Source organism: Streptomyces sp. NPDC006602 (assembly GCF_042870385.1).
Lineage (GTDB): Bacteria > Actinomycetota > Actinomycetes > Streptomycetales > Streptomycetaceae > Streptomyces.
In genome coordinates, this window is sequence record NZ_JBIAHG010000058.1 from 17,054 (window position 1) to 30,161 (window position 13,108).

Sequence of the window (13,108 nt, forward strand, 5' to 3'; positions counted from 1 at the left end):
GTTGACGATCATGACCATCGAGTGGCGCTACACCGTCGACCAGGAACTCGGCATCCTGTCGGTCGCCGGCCACCTGGGCCCGGACGCCGTCCACCGCTTCTCCGGCGCGGTGGGCTGGGTGGTGGCCCGCGGAGCCGCCATGATCCCGCCCGGTCTCCTGCCGCCAACGGCACGCACCGCAGGTGCACACCGGCTCCGCTGCCCTGCTCGTCATCCGGACCGATGGGGCGGGACGGCACGTGAGCCGGCCGGCGGTGCACTTGTACCAGGCCGTGTCAGTGCCGCGCGGCGGTGTGCCTCACCCAAGCGTCCCTCACGCAACGTGCTGAGTTGCTAATGTTAGCAACTGTTGAGGTCCTCACTGCTGGGTTTCGGGCGGTCGGGTTCTCGTGCGCGGATTCGGTCCAGCCGTCGCCGCACGTGAGGATGGGGCCCATGTTGTCGACGAGTAGGTGGATACGATGCGCCGAGTACCGGCCCGTGTGGCCGTGCTGGACCGGGGAGGCGACGGCACCATGAGCACGCCCCTGTACCAACTGAAGGCCGAGTTCTTCAAGACTCTCGGCCACCCGGCACGCATCCGGGTCCTGGAGCTGCTGAGCGAGCGCGAACACGCGGTCGCCGAGATGCTGCCGGAGGTGGGCATCGAGCCGGCACACCTGTCTCAGCAGCTCGCTGTGCTGCGCCGGGCGAACCTTGTGGTGACCCGCAAGGAGGGCTCGACCGTGTACTACTCGCTGACCAGCCCGCACATCGCCGAGCTGCTCAGGGTCGCCCGCACCATTCTGTCCGGCGTCCTGGCCGGGCAGGCCGAACTGCTCGCCGACCTGCGGTCCGTGCAGCCTCAGGCGAAGCCGCCGTCCTAGCGACGGCCCTCAATCGGTGGCCGTCTCCCGCGAGTTGGACAGCACTCTGTTTTACCGGGAGACGGCCGCCTCCCCCGCGGCGCGTTCCCGCCCGAACGAGCGGCACAGATTGGGCAAAGCCTGCGGAAGGTGGTGTGACTCCGGCTTGATCAGAGCCTGTTGGTCACTCGTGGGAAGCAAGTCCTCACCAGCGATCGGGAAGGGCGTTCCTGGGTCTGCTGCGCAGGATCCGCGACACCGGGCGGGTGGCTGAGCCAGCCCCGCCCAGACCGGAGGGCGAAGCGCCGCCCGCAGCGCGTGAACTGGGCGGCTCGGTGCAGGTGCGGTGCGTGGACGCGGGCCCCTGCAACGGCTGCGAGATCGAGATCGCCAATGCTTTCGGTCCGGTCTACGATGCCGAACGCTACGGCGCCCGGCTGGTGGCCTCGCCCGGCACGCGGATGCGGCACTGGTGACCGGGTCGGTGACACGGAACATGGCCGAGCCGCTGCGCCGCACGGTCGCCGCGATGGGTGAGCCGCGTGTGGTGGTCGCGGTCGGCGACTGCGCGATCGACTGCGGGGAGTTCGCGGGGGGCTACGGCGTCGAGGGCGCCGTAGCCGATGTCGTACCGGTAGACCTCCAGGTGCCGGGATGTCCGCCCGGACCGGAGAAGATCATCGCGGCGCTGCGGACGGTGACCGGGCGGTTAGCACGATCCCGGCTGCCCTCGCGACGGCCACCGGACTGGGGGTGGCGGGCGCGGCTGCCGGTCTGGTCCTGCCGCAGTGGGTGCGCGGCGCGCTGGTGGGTGTGCTGACGGCGGGTGTGGGGGTGGCCGGTGGCGCGCCGGTCACAAGGTCGGCCCGGATCCGCACCACATGCTCCACGTCCCCTCTCTGACCAGGGCGTGAGCGCGGACTGGTAGCGAGCCAGTTCAGCGGGATCGAAAACGCGGGAGGCGGTACCGGTGACCACCACGCTCCAGCCGGTCCGGGTGACGGGATCGAGATCTTCTGCCTCGTAGGCCACGACCTCCGACAGCGGGGCACGGCCGAGCAGCGCCATCCCGGTGTATGGGTACGGATGACGACGTCCCCGCCTACTTCCACGAGGTGGTTGACCGGGCGGATCGCGGGCAACGCCTGGTGAGAGAAGACCACGCGGCCGAACGGCGCCTCGGCCAGCAAGGCCAGCGCCTCTGCCCGGTCCATGGGGACAAGGCGGCTCTGCGCTGGTTCAACAGCCGTCATGGCGAGTCCTTTTCGCACAGGGGCACAGGCTCGATGCCCGCGCGTCACGGCACCATGTCACCGGTCCCCGTTGAACCACATGGCCACATCCACGCCGAGGAACGCGAGGACCAACCGGCCTCCCGCAGCCGGCCGACCTGCTCTTGTGCGGTCGGCTCCTCGGTTACTTGTGCTGGCCGAGGTAGAAGAGCAGCATCACCCATCCGGCGATGATGTGCGTACCGAAGATATACATGCCCGCCCGGATCATGACGCGCGCTCGATCCAGCTGTCCCGGTCCCTGGCCTTCGCCCTGGTCTTCTTCCTGTCCTTCGGCCGTTTGGCCGTCTCGTCACTCACGTGCCGTCTCCCTTCACCTTGCCGTCTCCACGGACTCTCCTGGAAAGAATCGGCTGCTACGACGGCATACGGAACCGGACCAGGACGACCTTGCCGTCCCTGTTGACGGTCAGCTTCGCGCCGATGCCGCCTTCGTACTCGGCGGCCAGCTCGGCCACCAACTGCAGCCCTGCGCCCATCTCGCCGGGCTTCAGGGCGGGAAGCCGGGGTTCGGCGTCGGCGACACCGACGATGAGCTGCCCCGCCCCGGCCGTGAGCTCGACGTCGGCGACCGGGCAGCGCGGCGCGTGCCGCAGCACGTTCGCGACCAGTTCGCTGACCACGAGCAGCACCGCGTCGGCGAACACGGAACCCGCCATGACGCCGACCTCGGCAAGACCCTTGGCCACTGCCTTACGCGCCCGGGTCACCGCCTCCGGCGCCATCTCGACAGACACGCAGTACCGTGCCACCGGCGGTGGAACGGAACTGACAGCCGCCGCGGGTCGGCCCTTTCGGCACGCCCGGAAGCGGTCGCGGCCCATCACCGTGCCGCCTCCGCCGCGCTCAACTCCTCCTGCAGGTCCTGCTGGGTGTTCTCGGCATACCAAGGCTTCACTCCGGGAACGGCGAGCTGATCGCGGGTGACGAGGCCGGCGCACCGCCCGGTGTCGTCACGGATGAGGACAAACTCCGTGTGCGACCCGCGGAGTACGTCGAGGGCCCTGTCGATGCTGGTGTGATCGCTGACCTGAACTTCCGGCGCGAGCATCGCGTCAGCGGCGGTGGGCGGTGTAGGGGAAGACATCGTCGGCTCCAAGAGCAGGAGGGCGGCAGCATCCGGGCGAGGGCGAGGGCGAGGGCGAGGGCGAGGTGGGAGGGCGGCGGTCGGCGCCGCCTGGAGATCTGCGAGGGGCTCGGCCTGGCCCGCCAGGACACCGCTGAGGATGCTACGGGCCGCGGTCGGCAGGTTGGTCACTTCAGGGGTGGCGAGACGGTAGTGGACGGTGGCGCCTTCCCTGCGCGTGGCGACCGGATTCGCCCGGGGCAGGATGGCCAGTTGCTGAGAGAGATGGGCGGCTTCGATGCCGAGTTCGGGGAGCATCTCGGCACGGCGTACTCGCGCGAGCTGAGCAGTTCCAGCACGCAGATGCGCACCGGGTGGCCGAGGGTTGTGAAGAAGTCGGCCTTGAGCTGATGCAGCGGTGTGCTCACGCCGTAGCCAGGTCCGCCAGGGCGGAGCGGAGGTCGGGGTAGATCCGGATGAGCCCGGTCGTATCGCCGCTCAGCAGCGGAGCGGGGCGGTCGCGTAGTCCGCACACGGCCAGCGGGCTCTGCGCGGCGCGCACCACGGCGGCCTCGCCCTCCTCGCTCCAGCCGAGCAGGCCGGACAGGTCGAGCACGAGCATGCCGTCCGAGGCGGCTCAGGGCGGCACCGGCAGGTTCACGCTGCCGGTGCGGCGCCCCGGCAGCGGGCTGGGGTCCGGCAGCGATGGAAAGCTGCAGGCGGTCGCGCTGGACTGCGCTGATCCGGTACGGCTCGCGGAGTTCTACGCGGAACTGCTCGGCGGCCGGGTGGTCGCGGATCCGGAGGATTTCGACTGGGTCGAGGTGCACGGGTTCGAGGGGACGCCGCTGGCCTGCCAGAAGGTGGACTGCTATCGACCGCCCGAATGGCCCGGCCAGGAGCGCCCGCAAGAGCTCCACCTGGACTTCGACGTGGACGACCTCGACGGGGAGGAGAAGCGGGCGCTCACCCTCGGCGCGACTGTGCTGGAGCGGACGGACCAGCTCCGCCCAGGGGCCAACTGGCGGATTTACGCGGACCCCGCCGGCCATCCGTTCTGCCTCTGCCTCCACTGAGTCCAGCGCAAAGCCGGGCACTTCCTGGCCTTCGTCGGCATCGCCGGCGCCTCATCTGGTACCGCCGCTATACCAACTGAGGACTGCCCGCCGCCGTACGAGACCCGCGGGGGAGGCGAGCTCGGCAACCGTCTGAGTGTCCTTGCCGGAGACGTCAATGTGACGGATGCGTCCGTCGGCAAGGCGATGGCGGAGGTTTCGACGGCCGCATAACGCGCTCGTCGAAAAGGTCAAGAGTCAGAAGGACCACCATCATCAGCGCCTGGGGAAGCAGGGCTATGAGGACCAGGGTTACCTCCCGAACGCGCAGGTGATTCGGGTCGACGGCTACTGAGGCGCGCACTTGGCCCAGAGATGTCTGCTCGCAGTCGGCGGCTCCGTGAGCGGCGCCTGGCCGCCGCTGGAGCACGACGCATGCCGGGACCAGACATACCGGCGGCCCGCTGTGTGGCCGCGGCCCGGGGCACCCCCCTGTCGGCGTTCTCGCTGCGCAGGGTCAGGCGCACCGGTGGCGAACCATCGGGGCCCGCGCCGCCGATCGACACTCGAGGGTGTTCCGAGGCCCTGGGCGGGCCCTGCAAGGATGCCGCCCTCATCCGCCGCAGCGCGCGACGACGACGGCTGAATCGCCTGAAACGCGGGGCGCGGCCCCATGGAAAGGGAAGTTGAGTCTGCCGGGAATAAATGATCGACTCTTCACACAGATTCACTACGAGAACGAGAACGAGCAGTATCAGCGGGATAAGCGTGGCGAATATCAAGGCGACGTGTCCCTTCAGGGCTCCAGGGTGTGGGCGGACTGAGTGGGTCCAGCGCGCTTCGACGATGGGCAGGCGGCAGGCGGTACGTCACTGGCCTTGGAACCAAGCCCCGCGATGTTCTCGTCGGGGCGGTCCTTTCCCTGGGGGTGGGCTGGCGTTCTCAGCGTCTCAGCGCACCAGTGACAGTGCACCCAGTAGTTGGCCCAACCAGGTGACGGGTCGCTGTTCGTCGGTAACCTCGACCCAGGAGCGGGGACAGCCACAAACCCGAGCCGAACGGCAACGGCGGACCTTGCCGGTGGTCAGGGTTGACGGCTACCGAAACCCGCGCCCGCCACACCGGCCGCGCGTCCTGATCGCGGCGATGACTCAGGTGGCCTCCTTAGAGCTCCGAACAAAAGTGGAGTCCGATCAGCTCGCGGCGTCTGGCACGCACGCTCGCAAGGCGCCGCGAGCCGGGCTCCACTTTTGTTCGGAGCTCTTAGCTTGGTGTTTAACCTCGGCCGTTCACCTGACCCGCTGATCTTGGTTCGTTCTCAGGACAACAGGGCGGCCGTTCTTCACGCTTCGAGGTGTCGAGCAACGTCGCGTGAAGGAACGGCCGCTGGTGAAGAGTCTCGCCGCTGAACAGTCCACTGACGCCGCGTTGGGCGTCCTGTCCCACTTTCGTGTCGAGTTCTACGACTGCCTCTACACCCGGGCGGATGCGCTCTTTGAGCTCACCGACGCGGTGCTGTGCTCGGACGGCCCGGTGACGTCGCTGGTGGAGTTGACGCTCACGGCCGAGCACCGGCGCGGGCACGGGGCGATGTACGACGCGGTCAACCACGGCTGGCTGGAACCGCGCCGCCTGCGCAGGCTGCTGGCCTCCACGCCGCTGCCGCGCGCCGCTGACGGGCGGATCGTCCTTGCCGTCGACGTGAGCAACTGGCTGCGTCCCGACGCCCCCACCAGCCCGGAGTTGCTGTTCTGCCACGTCTACGGGCGGGGCCGCAGCGCGGATCAGTTCATCCCCGGCTGGCCCTATTCCTTCGTCGCCGCGCTGGAGACGGGACGCACGTCCTGGACGGCCGTGCTGGATGCGATCCGACTGGGGCCGTCCGACGATGCCACCGCGGTGACCGCCGCCCAGCTGCGCGAGGTGGTCACCCGGCTGGTGCACGCGGGGCAGTGGCGGCCGGGCGACGCGGACATCCTCGTCGTCATGGACACCGGCTACGACGTCACCCGCCTCGCCTACGTCCTGGCAGACCTGCCCGTCGAGCTGGTCGGTCGGCTGCGCTCGGACCGGGTCATGCTCCGGGATGCCGGACCGCGGCGCTCCACCCCGCGTGGCGGGCAGCCCCGCAAGCACGGCGGCGTCCTCACTTTCTCCAAGCCTGAGTCCTGGCACACCCCCGACCAGGCCACGACGTGCGACACCACCCGCTACGGCACGGCCGAAGCCCTCGCCTGGGACCGAATGCACCCCCGATTGCGGGCCCGTGGCCCCTGGCTCGACCACTGCGGTGAACTCCCTTTGATCCACGGCACGTTGATCCGACTGAAGGTCGAGCACCTGCCCGGTGACCGCGACCCCAAGCCGGTGTGGCTGTGGTCCTCGCGCACTGGCATGACCGGCCAGGACGTCGATGTCCGCTGGCAGGCGTTCCTCCGCAGATTCGATCTTGAACATACCTTCCGGCTGTTCAAGCAGACCCTGGGCTGGACCGTCCCCAAGGTCCGCGATCCGCACACGGCCGACCTGTGGACCTGGCTGATCATCGCCGCCCATACCCAACTCCGCCTCGCCCGGCCCCTCGCCGAGGACCTCCGCCGCCCCTGGGAGCGGCCCTCCGAGCCGCGCAGGCTCACCCCTGCCCGGGTCCGCCGGGGGTTCCGCCACCTCCGCGTGAAGACCGCCCGTCCCGCCGACGTGCCCAGACCCCCCAAGCCCGGCCCCGGACGCCCACCCGGCTCGAAGAACCGCAGGCCAGCCCCACGTCACGAGCCTGGGAAGACCGTGAAACGAATCGAAACCCTCACCGAACACGTCCGCCTGAAACAGCAGCGAGGTTAATGATCAAGCTTAGTAGCTGTTGTTGTACCGATCTTGGGGTTGGTCGATCGAACGGGTGATGGTGGCCAGTTGGAATGTAACTGGCCGTCATTCGTCGCTGACGGTAATCGAGGTGCCGCGAGCTCGGGCGGCTGGGTAGCGTGAGTCGGGTGGCCAGTGAGGAAGTGATGCAGGACGATGCCCATCGTCGGGTGGTGCGGATCGGTGACACTGTCCGCAGGCCCGTCCAGCCGTGGACACCCAGCGTCCACGCGCTACTGCGACACCTGGAGGAGGTCGGCTTCGCCTATGCGCCCCGCCCTCTGGGAATCGACGGTGAAGGGCGTGAAGTTCTGACCTTCATCAAGGGTGACTCCGGGGCTGCGGGCTGGGCCAAGGTGGTGGATGACCGGGGCCTGAGGAACTTCGCCCGGCTGCTGCGTGACTACCACGACGCCTGCGCCGGCTTCTCGCCCCCGCCGGGCGCGACCTGGTCCGCAGGCGCGGGCAGCCCCGGCGACCACGGGGTCGTCTGCCATGGGGACTTCGGCCCCTGGAACGTCGTGTGGCAGGGTGGCCAACCGGTGGGAATCATCGACTGGGACTTCGCCCGCCCGGCACCGCGGCTGCACGACGTGGCCTACGCGCTGGAGTACGTCGCCCCGTTCCGCGACGACGCCGAGTGCTTGCGCTGGCTGCGCTACCCGGCGCCTCCCGACCGCCGTCGGCGGCTGGAGATTTTCTGTAACGCGTACGGCCTTGACTCGACCGCCGGGATCGTCAGCGCCGTTATTGGCAGACAACAGGACAACGCCGACCTCGTGCATCGGCTGGCTGAACAGGGTGATGAGCCCCAAGCCACCTGGGTGGCCGACGGGCTTCTGGCTGAACTCGACAACAGGATCGCCTGGAGTAGGGCACACCGGCATCTGTTCGAGTAGCCGGTTCGCTCGTCACCGACCGTACTTCTGGCCGTCTGCGGGGCGCCATACCCGGCCGTCCCTGGGGGAATTCCTGCTGGCCGCTGTCAGACGGGAGTCCCGATTGGGTGGCCGCGGGGTACTCGGTGCATAGGAGCAGGGCCTCCTGAACAGCTCGTTGGTGTCGAATCACCGAGCAACATCAGGAGGCCCTGGTGCCGCAGTGTTCCGTGTCGATGGCCGGGCAGTCCAGTTCGGACGCCCTGGAGTGTGACTGTCTGGCTCACAGGTTCGGAAACGCCGCCGACAACGGCATGCGGCAGCCGCGTTATCCGACGGACATGACGGACGCGGAGTGGGCCGTGGTCCGGCCGTTGCTGCCGGTGCCGGGCTGGATGCGCGGCCGGGGAGGCCAGTCGGAGGCGTACTGCCACCGGGCGATACTCGATGCCATCCGCTACCTGGTCGACAATGGCATCAAGTGGCGGGGTGCGACACGAGGTCGCACTGATCAAGAGGCATACAGCAGAAGGGAGTTGATATCGGCTAGGCCAGTGTCCATGGCCTGTCCCCTGCGTCCACATGCGTCGCTGGTAACGGCGGGGTGTGAAGCTGGACGATCACGCTCAAGAGCGTCCTGGCCATCGGGACGCAACAAGCAAAGGGGAAGACTGGACGGGTGAGCAAATGCGAATCTCCGGCTATGCCTCGTGATTGATCGGCTGCGCGATGGTGATGCAAGCGGCAGCTCAGGACCCGGCGTGGAAGTACGTCAGGTGACCCTCGTGGACTCGCCGACGAGGGCAGGACACCACCGGTCCCGGGGTAGAGGAGGCGCCCACCCCAGTCGCATCTTGTCAGTGCGGAACGTGGAAACCCCGTCGGGGTCCGGGAGATCTCGGTTGTCCGACCGCAAGGAAGGATCAACTCCCCGGCGGGAACAGGATGGCCCAAGAAGCGAAGGCCGATAGGCCGAAAGGCCAGGGGAAAGCGGACGGCTCCCGCCGCCGTATAACCCATCGGATACGGGTCCGAGTGGCCCGGCCCGAAAGGGTGCCCACGTGGGCCGGGTGAGCCTTTGAAGAGATCTGGTGACGGAACCAGAACCGAGGGGCAAGTTGGACGCAGGGAGGGGTAGTTGGCACGACGGGACAGCCAGTCGGGTCGCCCTTCCTGTGCGAACGGACCGGAGGACGTGCGAATCGACTGGCACAGCGTCGACTGGGCTGAGTGCGAGGACCACGTACGGCGACTGAGACGAAGAATCTTCAAGGCGACACAGGAAGGCGACCTGAAGAAGGTCCGCAATCTGCAAAAGCTCATGCTGCGAAGCCGCTCCAACACGCTGGTCAGCGTCAGGAGAGTGACGCAGCTGAGCACGGGACGCAAGACTGCGGGCATCGACGGGGAAACGGTGCTCACACCGAAGGAACGGAGCCGCCTCGCGGACCGTATCCAACGGTCTGAGCATCCCTGGAAGGCCCGTCCGGTCAAGTGCGTATTCATCCCAAAGGCCAACGGAAAGCGGCGGCCTCTCGGAATTCCCGTGATCATCGATCGTGTGCTTCAAAACCGGGTGAAGAACGCTCTGGAACCCGAGTGGGAAGCACAGTTCGAGCCGAGGTCATACGGATTCCGCCCCGGCCGGGGCTGCCACGATGCGATCGAGGCCATCTACAACACGATGGGGCGCAAGGGTGCCACGCGACTGTGGGTGCTCGACGCTGATCTCGCGGCGGCATTCGACCGGATCAACCACGCCAAACTCTTGGACGCCCTGGGCATGTTCCCTGGTCGGAGCATGATCCGAGGGTGGCTGCGGGCTGGAGTGGTTGAAGAGGGCCGCCTCATGCGGACGGACGAGGGAACTCCCCAAGGCGGAGTGATCAGTCCGTTGCTGTTGAACGTTGCTCTGCACGGGATGGAGACAGCGGCAGGGAGTCGATACCGGCATGCCGGTGCGGGTAACCGTGGCACGTTCACGGCCCGGGACGCCCCTGTGCTAGTGCGGTACGCAGACGATTTCGTGGCCATGTGCCGCAGCGAGGAGGAAGCGCACCGCGTCAAGTCCGAACTGGCCAAGTGGCTGGAGCCGAGAGGGCTGAGGTTCAACGAGGAGAAGACCCGGGTTGTCCATATAACGCAAGGGTTCGACTTCCTCGGATTTGGAGTCCGACACGCGACCACGGCATGGTCAAGGAGTTCCACGACCGGCTGCGCGCCAAGGTCCGCGAGAGGGAGGGGCGGGATGCGGAGCCGACGGCCGGCGTGATCGACTCGCAGTCCGTCAAGGCGAACGCCGTCGTCAGGTCCCCTGCGCATCGCGGGAGCGCGCCCGCACGGCGGCACGGCGGCGGGGGAGGAGCCGGGGAATCCCTGATCGAGGGACGGCGAGACCGACGGCGTCGCTGTCATGACGGACCCGTGTCGGGGCAACCGGTGGTGCATGACGGCGAAGAGAGCTCGGGGATGTTCGGCACATCCTTTCCCGCGGCAGCAGGGAGCCACCTGCTGATCACGACCGACAACGGGCTGCGGTGAAGAGACCTTCTCCGAACTACCGGCGGCAGCGCGTCAGCGGCTGTCGGCAAACCAGTGGCGTCTCCATGGACGAGCCTCATAGGTTGTTCGCTCGTGACTGATGACCCGAAGACGCACCCGAATCCACATGACCTCGGCCGGGTGTTCAACGAGGTCCCGGAGCTCTACGACCGGGTCCGACCGGGCTACCCCGACGAGCTGTTCGCGGACCTTGCCGCCGTCACTGGCATGGACGAAAGGTCGTCGGTGCTGGAGGTGGGCTGCGGTACCGGCCAGGCGACGCGATCGCTGGCGGCGCTCGGACGCTCAGTGACCGCCGTCGAGGCGGGCGCAGACATGGCCACACTCGCTCGCCACCGGATCGCCTTCCTCCGCAACGTCGAAGTCGAGACGTCGACGTTTGAGGAGTGGGACGACCGCGGCCGGCGCTTCGATGTTCTCGTGGCTGCGTCGTCGTGGCACTGGGTCGACCCGTCGATCGGCTGGCAGCGAGCGCACAACGTGCTCTCTCCCGGAGGTTGGATGGCGCTGCTCGGCAACGTCGTTGTCCGCCGGCCGGGAGAGCCGGAGGTGTACGCCGAGACCGCCGATCTCCACGAGCGGTTCTGCCCCGGTAACCCCGGCTGGGGTCATCCGCCGCTGGAGGACGACGTGCGCACCACCGACGAGGGTTGGGGCCTGGTCGACGATCCCGGAGGATTGTTCGGCCCAACGATCGTGCGCTGGTACCCGACCGTTCAGTGGTTCAACGGGGACGGATTCGCCGATCTCCTTCGCTCGACGTCGCTGTATCGCAGGCTCGACCGTGACGTCCGTGAGCCCCTGCTGGACGCTGTCGCCGAGCGCATCCGCACGCGGATGGGGGATCGAGCATCACGCCGCTATCTGAGCGTTCTGCGTGTCGGACAGCGCGCAGAGTGAGGCCAGGGACCGATTTCTGTACTACCGGCCGCGGCCTGGTCAGCAGCGGGTGAGGGCGTTTTCGTCTCCCGGGTGCTGAGGGTGATCTGGCCGAAGGCCGGCATGCCGGGCTCTCCTCCGATTGCTGGGAATCAGGGGCGTGGAGCCATCAGCCCGGGGAGCGCACGGTCACGGGTGCCTGCTCGGAAAGGAATGGTCAGCGCATGCCTGCCGCCTCGAGCAGCGTGGTCACCGTGGGCGTGACGAGCCCTGTCAGCTTGTCGGCTCCGATCCCCGCACGGGCACTGGCACCGTCGAAGACCAGGAGGAGCTGCCGGGCCAGCAGGTCGGAGTCGCTCGCCCCACCCTGTTCGGCCTCGGCACGGAAGAAGGCTGTCAGGTTCTCCTTGACCCGGTGGGCCACTTGGCTCGCAGGGTGGGTCTGGTCTTTGAGCTCGATCTGAGCAGCCAGGTACCGGCAGCCTTGGAAGCCGGGCGCACCCGCCTGCTCCTCCAGCTGGTCGAAGACGTGCAGGATCCGCTCGTGGGGTGACCGGCCGTTGCCCGCCGGGGGCAGGAGGGTCGCCACGAAGGCGGCGGCGCGCTCCTCCAGGCTCGCTGCCAGCAGTTCGTCCTTGCTCTCGAACAGCTGGTACAGGGAGCGCTTCGACACCCCTGCCGCCTTGCACAGCGTGTCGACGCCGATGCCGACGCCGTCTCGGTAGGTGAGCGTGGCCGCCGCCTCCAGCAGCCGCTCTCTGGTACTTGCCTTCACTTCGGTGGTCATACTGGGAGGTTAACTCGATGTGGACGAAATGGAAACCGATCGGTTTATGGCGCTCATATTTCCATAGTGCAAGTGACCGAGCAGCTCGTCCGCGCGGCCCGGGAGCGGGGTCTGGAGGCGGCGCTGTTGACGCTGCGCAATGAACGACATGACTTCCTTCGCGCGGACGGCCGGAAGTTCTTCCGGCGAGCCGCCGCCGACTGGGTCGAGTGCCACCTCGCCGAGTGACCCGGCGCCCGCACGGCGGGCTCAGTGCGGTGGACGGTGTCCGCTGCTCTCCCGCACCACCAGTTCCGTCGCCACCTCCACCCGCGTCGTCTCCGGCTGCTCCCCGGGACAGCAGCCGCAGCACCATCCGGGCCGCGAGCGCCGTCATGTCGGCCAGGGGGGTGCGGACCGTCGTCAGGCGTGGGGTTGGGAACTGCTGCAGCTGTTCTGAGCAGAAGTGACTTCTGGTGAGTGTGAGTGAGCGCTTGTACTGGATGCGGTGGTTCATCTGCGCGCCAGGAGGGTCCGCCGGCGGAGGTGTGCTGTGGCCTGCGGTTTCGGGAGGGGAACGGGAGTTCGTGGGTCGAATGGGTGACCTTTGCGGGGGCGGCTCGTTGACTTCGGTGACGGGGATCTTCGGCCGGACGGGGGTGAGCGGGTGAGCGGACTGCGGGAGGTGGCGGCGTCGTTCGTGGTGCCCGGCCCGGCCGGGGTGGCGGTCCGGGACCGGCTGCGGGTGTCGGAGGCGGATGTGGCGGTGCTCGCCGAGGTCGGGGTGTACTTGGGTTCGCTGGCCGCCGGTGATCTCGCCGTACGTTCCCGGCAGGGGCTGGCGCATGATGCGGCCTCGTGGGCGGTGCGCAAGCGCGCGCTGACGGGGAGGTCGTCGGCGCG

General features: G+C 68.1%; 13 protein-coding genes and 6 pseudogenes. 13 read left to right on the top strand and 6 right to left on the bottom strand.

The genetic code is table 11. The features are described from left to right. Positions 1-10: 10 nt before the first annotated feature. The 4 genes from ACFYO2_RS47255 (at position 11) to ACFYO2_RS47270 (ending at position 1,665) form a co-directional block, all read left to right on the top strand. Positions 11-337 carry an anti-sigma factor antagonist gene (locus tag ACFYO2_RS47255; protein WP_388363087.1) on the top strand — a complete coding sequence of 109 codons (327 nt, stop codon included), beginning with the start codon at positions 11-13 and terminating at the stop codon, positions 335-337. 178 nt (positions 338-515) lie between these two features. Continuing rightward, positions 516-866 carry an ArsR/SmtB family transcription factor gene (locus ACFYO2_RS47260; protein WP_388363090.1) on the top strand — a complete coding sequence of 117 codons (351 nt, stop codon included), beginning with the start codon at positions 516-518 and terminating at the stop codon, positions 864-866. Between the two features lie 245 nt (positions 867-1,111). Continuing rightward, positions 1,112-1,321: a hypothetical protein gene (locus tag ACFYO2_RS47265; protein ID WP_388363093.1), complete on the top strand. Its 210-nt coding sequence runs from the start codon at positions 1,112-1,114 to the stop codon at positions 1,319-1,321. A gap of 8 nt (positions 1,322-1,329) precedes the next feature. Beyond that, positions 1,330-1,665, top strand: a complete 336-nt coding sequence (locus tag ACFYO2_RS47270; RefSeq protein WP_388363096.1) for a hypothetical protein — start codon at positions 1,330-1,332, stop codon at positions 1,663-1,665. 28 nt (positions 1,666-1,693) lie between these two features. Here the strand turns inward: ACFYO2_RS47270 and ACFYO2_RS47275 are convergent. From ACFYO2_RS47275 to ACFYO2_RS47295, 5 genes and pseudogenes are all read right to left on the bottom strand, one after another. Further along, positions 1,694-2,098: pseudogene (locus tag ACFYO2_RS47275) on the bottom strand (pyridoxamine 5'-phosphate oxidase family protein); the annotation flags it as partial. 163 nt (positions 2,099-2,261) lie between these two features. After that, complete coding sequence (locus tag ACFYO2_RS47280; RefSeq protein ID WP_388363117.1) at positions 2,262-2,348, bottom strand: DUF6126 family protein; 87 nt, start codon at positions 2,346-2,348, stop codon at positions 2,262-2,264. Positions 2,349-2,493: 145 nt separating this feature from the next. Next, positions 2,494-2,874 carry an ATP-binding protein gene (locus ACFYO2_RS47285; protein ID WP_388363098.1) on the bottom strand — a complete coding sequence of 127 codons (381 nt, stop codon included), beginning with the start codon at positions 2,872-2,874 and terminating at the stop codon, positions 2,494-2,496. Positions 2,875-3,287: 413 nt separating this feature from the next. Beyond that, positions 3,288-3,631 (bottom strand): annotated as a pseudogene (locus ACFYO2_RS47290) (ArsR/SmtB family transcription factor); the annotation flags it as partial. After that, positions 3,628-3,825, bottom strand: a complete 198-nt coding sequence (locus ACFYO2_RS47295; protein WP_388363100.1) for a hypothetical protein — start codon at positions 3,823-3,825, stop codon at positions 3,628-3,630. The gene ACFYO2_RS47295 and the pseudogene ACFYO2_RS47290, both read right to left, overlap by 4 nt. Here ACFYO2_RS47295 and ACFYO2_RS47300 point away from each other — a divergent pair. The 7 genes and pseudogenes from ACFYO2_RS47300 (at position 3,824) to ACFYO2_RS47330 (ending at position 11,460) form a co-directional block, all read left to right on the top strand. After that, positions 3,824-4,279, top strand: a complete 456-nt coding sequence (locus tag ACFYO2_RS47300; protein WP_388363102.1) for a VOC family protein — start codon at positions 3,824-3,826, stop codon at positions 4,277-4,279. The genes ACFYO2_RS47295 and ACFYO2_RS47300 overlap by 2 nt on opposite strands. 1,368 nt (positions 4,280-5,647) lie before the next feature. Continuing rightward, positions 5,648-7,099: an NF041680 family putative transposase gene (locus ACFYO2_RS47305; RefSeq protein ID WP_388363105.1), complete on the top strand. Its 1,452-nt coding sequence runs from the start codon at positions 5,648-5,650 to the stop codon at positions 7,097-7,099. Positions 7,100-7,248: 149 nt separating this feature from the next. Beyond that, the gene (locus ACFYO2_RS47310; RefSeq protein ID WP_388363107.1) at positions 7,249-8,019 is read left to right on the top strand and encodes a phosphotransferase enzyme family protein; all 771 of its coding nucleotides are present in this window, start codon (positions 7,249-7,251) and stop codon (positions 8,017-8,019) included. Between the two features lie 293 nt (positions 8,020-8,312). After that, positions 8,313-8,486 (top strand): annotated as a pseudogene (locus ACFYO2_RS47315) (transposase); the annotation flags it as partial. Between the two features lie 707 nt (positions 8,487-9,193). Beyond that, a pseudogene (locus ACFYO2_RS47320) lies at positions 9,194-10,108 on the top strand (reverse transcriptase domain-containing protein); the annotation flags it as partial. A 68-nt stretch (positions 10,109-10,176) separates the two neighbouring features. Next, positions 10,177-10,290, top strand: a pseudogene (locus ACFYO2_RS47325) (IS5/IS1182 family transposase); the annotation flags it as partial. A gap of 390 nt (positions 10,291-10,680) precedes the next feature. Then, positions 10,681-11,460 (top strand): class I SAM-dependent methyltransferase, encoded by a 780-nt coding sequence (locus ACFYO2_RS47330; protein WP_388363110.1) that lies wholly within the window; start codon positions 10,681-10,683, stop codon positions 11,458-11,460. 196 nt (positions 11,461-11,656) lie between these two features. Here ACFYO2_RS47330 and ACFYO2_RS47335 read toward each other — a convergent pair whose 3' ends face one another. Further along, positions 11,657-12,226 carry a TetR/AcrR family transcriptional regulator gene (locus ACFYO2_RS47335; RefSeq protein WP_388363112.1) on the bottom strand — a complete coding sequence of 190 codons (570 nt, stop codon included), beginning with the start codon at positions 12,224-12,226 and terminating at the stop codon, positions 11,657-11,659. Positions 12,227-12,298: 72 nt separating this feature from the next. Between ACFYO2_RS47335 and ACFYO2_RS47340 the strand changes: the two genes are divergently transcribed. Next, positions 12,299-12,454, top strand: a complete 156-nt coding sequence (locus ACFYO2_RS47340) for a hypothetical protein (protein WP_388363114.1) — start codon at positions 12,299-12,301, stop codon at positions 12,452-12,454. A 418-nt stretch (positions 12,455-12,872) separates the two neighbouring features. Then, a pseudogene (locus ACFYO2_RS47345) lies at positions 12,873-13,108 on the top strand (IS200/IS605 family accessory protein TnpB-related protein); the annotation flags it as partial.

Bases quoted from the DNA above. Each gene is read 5' to 3' on its own strand.
- ACFYO2_RS47300 (WP_388363102.1), top strand. From the start codon at position 3,824: ATGCCGTCCGAGGCGGCTCAGGGCGGCACCGGCAGGTTCACGCTGCCG.
- ACFYO2_RS47295 (WP_388363100.1), bottom strand. From the start codon at position 3,825: ATGCTCGTGCTCGACCTGTCCGGCCTGCTCGGCTGGAGCGAGGAGGGC.
- ACFYO2_RS47280 (WP_388363117.1), bottom strand. From the start codon at position 2,348: ATGATCCGGGCGGGCATGTATATCTTCGGTACGCACATCATCGCCGGA.
- ACFYO2_RS47255 (WP_388363087.1), top strand. From the start codon at position 11: ATGACCATCGAGTGGCGCTACACCGTCGACCAGGAACTCGGCATCCTG.
- ACFYO2_RS47335 (WP_388363112.1), bottom strand. From the start codon at position 12,226: ATGACCACCGAAGTGAAGGCAAGTACCAGAGAGCGGCTGCTGGAGGCG.
- ACFYO2_RS47260 (WP_388363090.1), top strand. From the start codon at position 516: ATGAGCACGCCCCTGTACCAACTGAAGGCCGAGTTCTTCAAGACTCTC.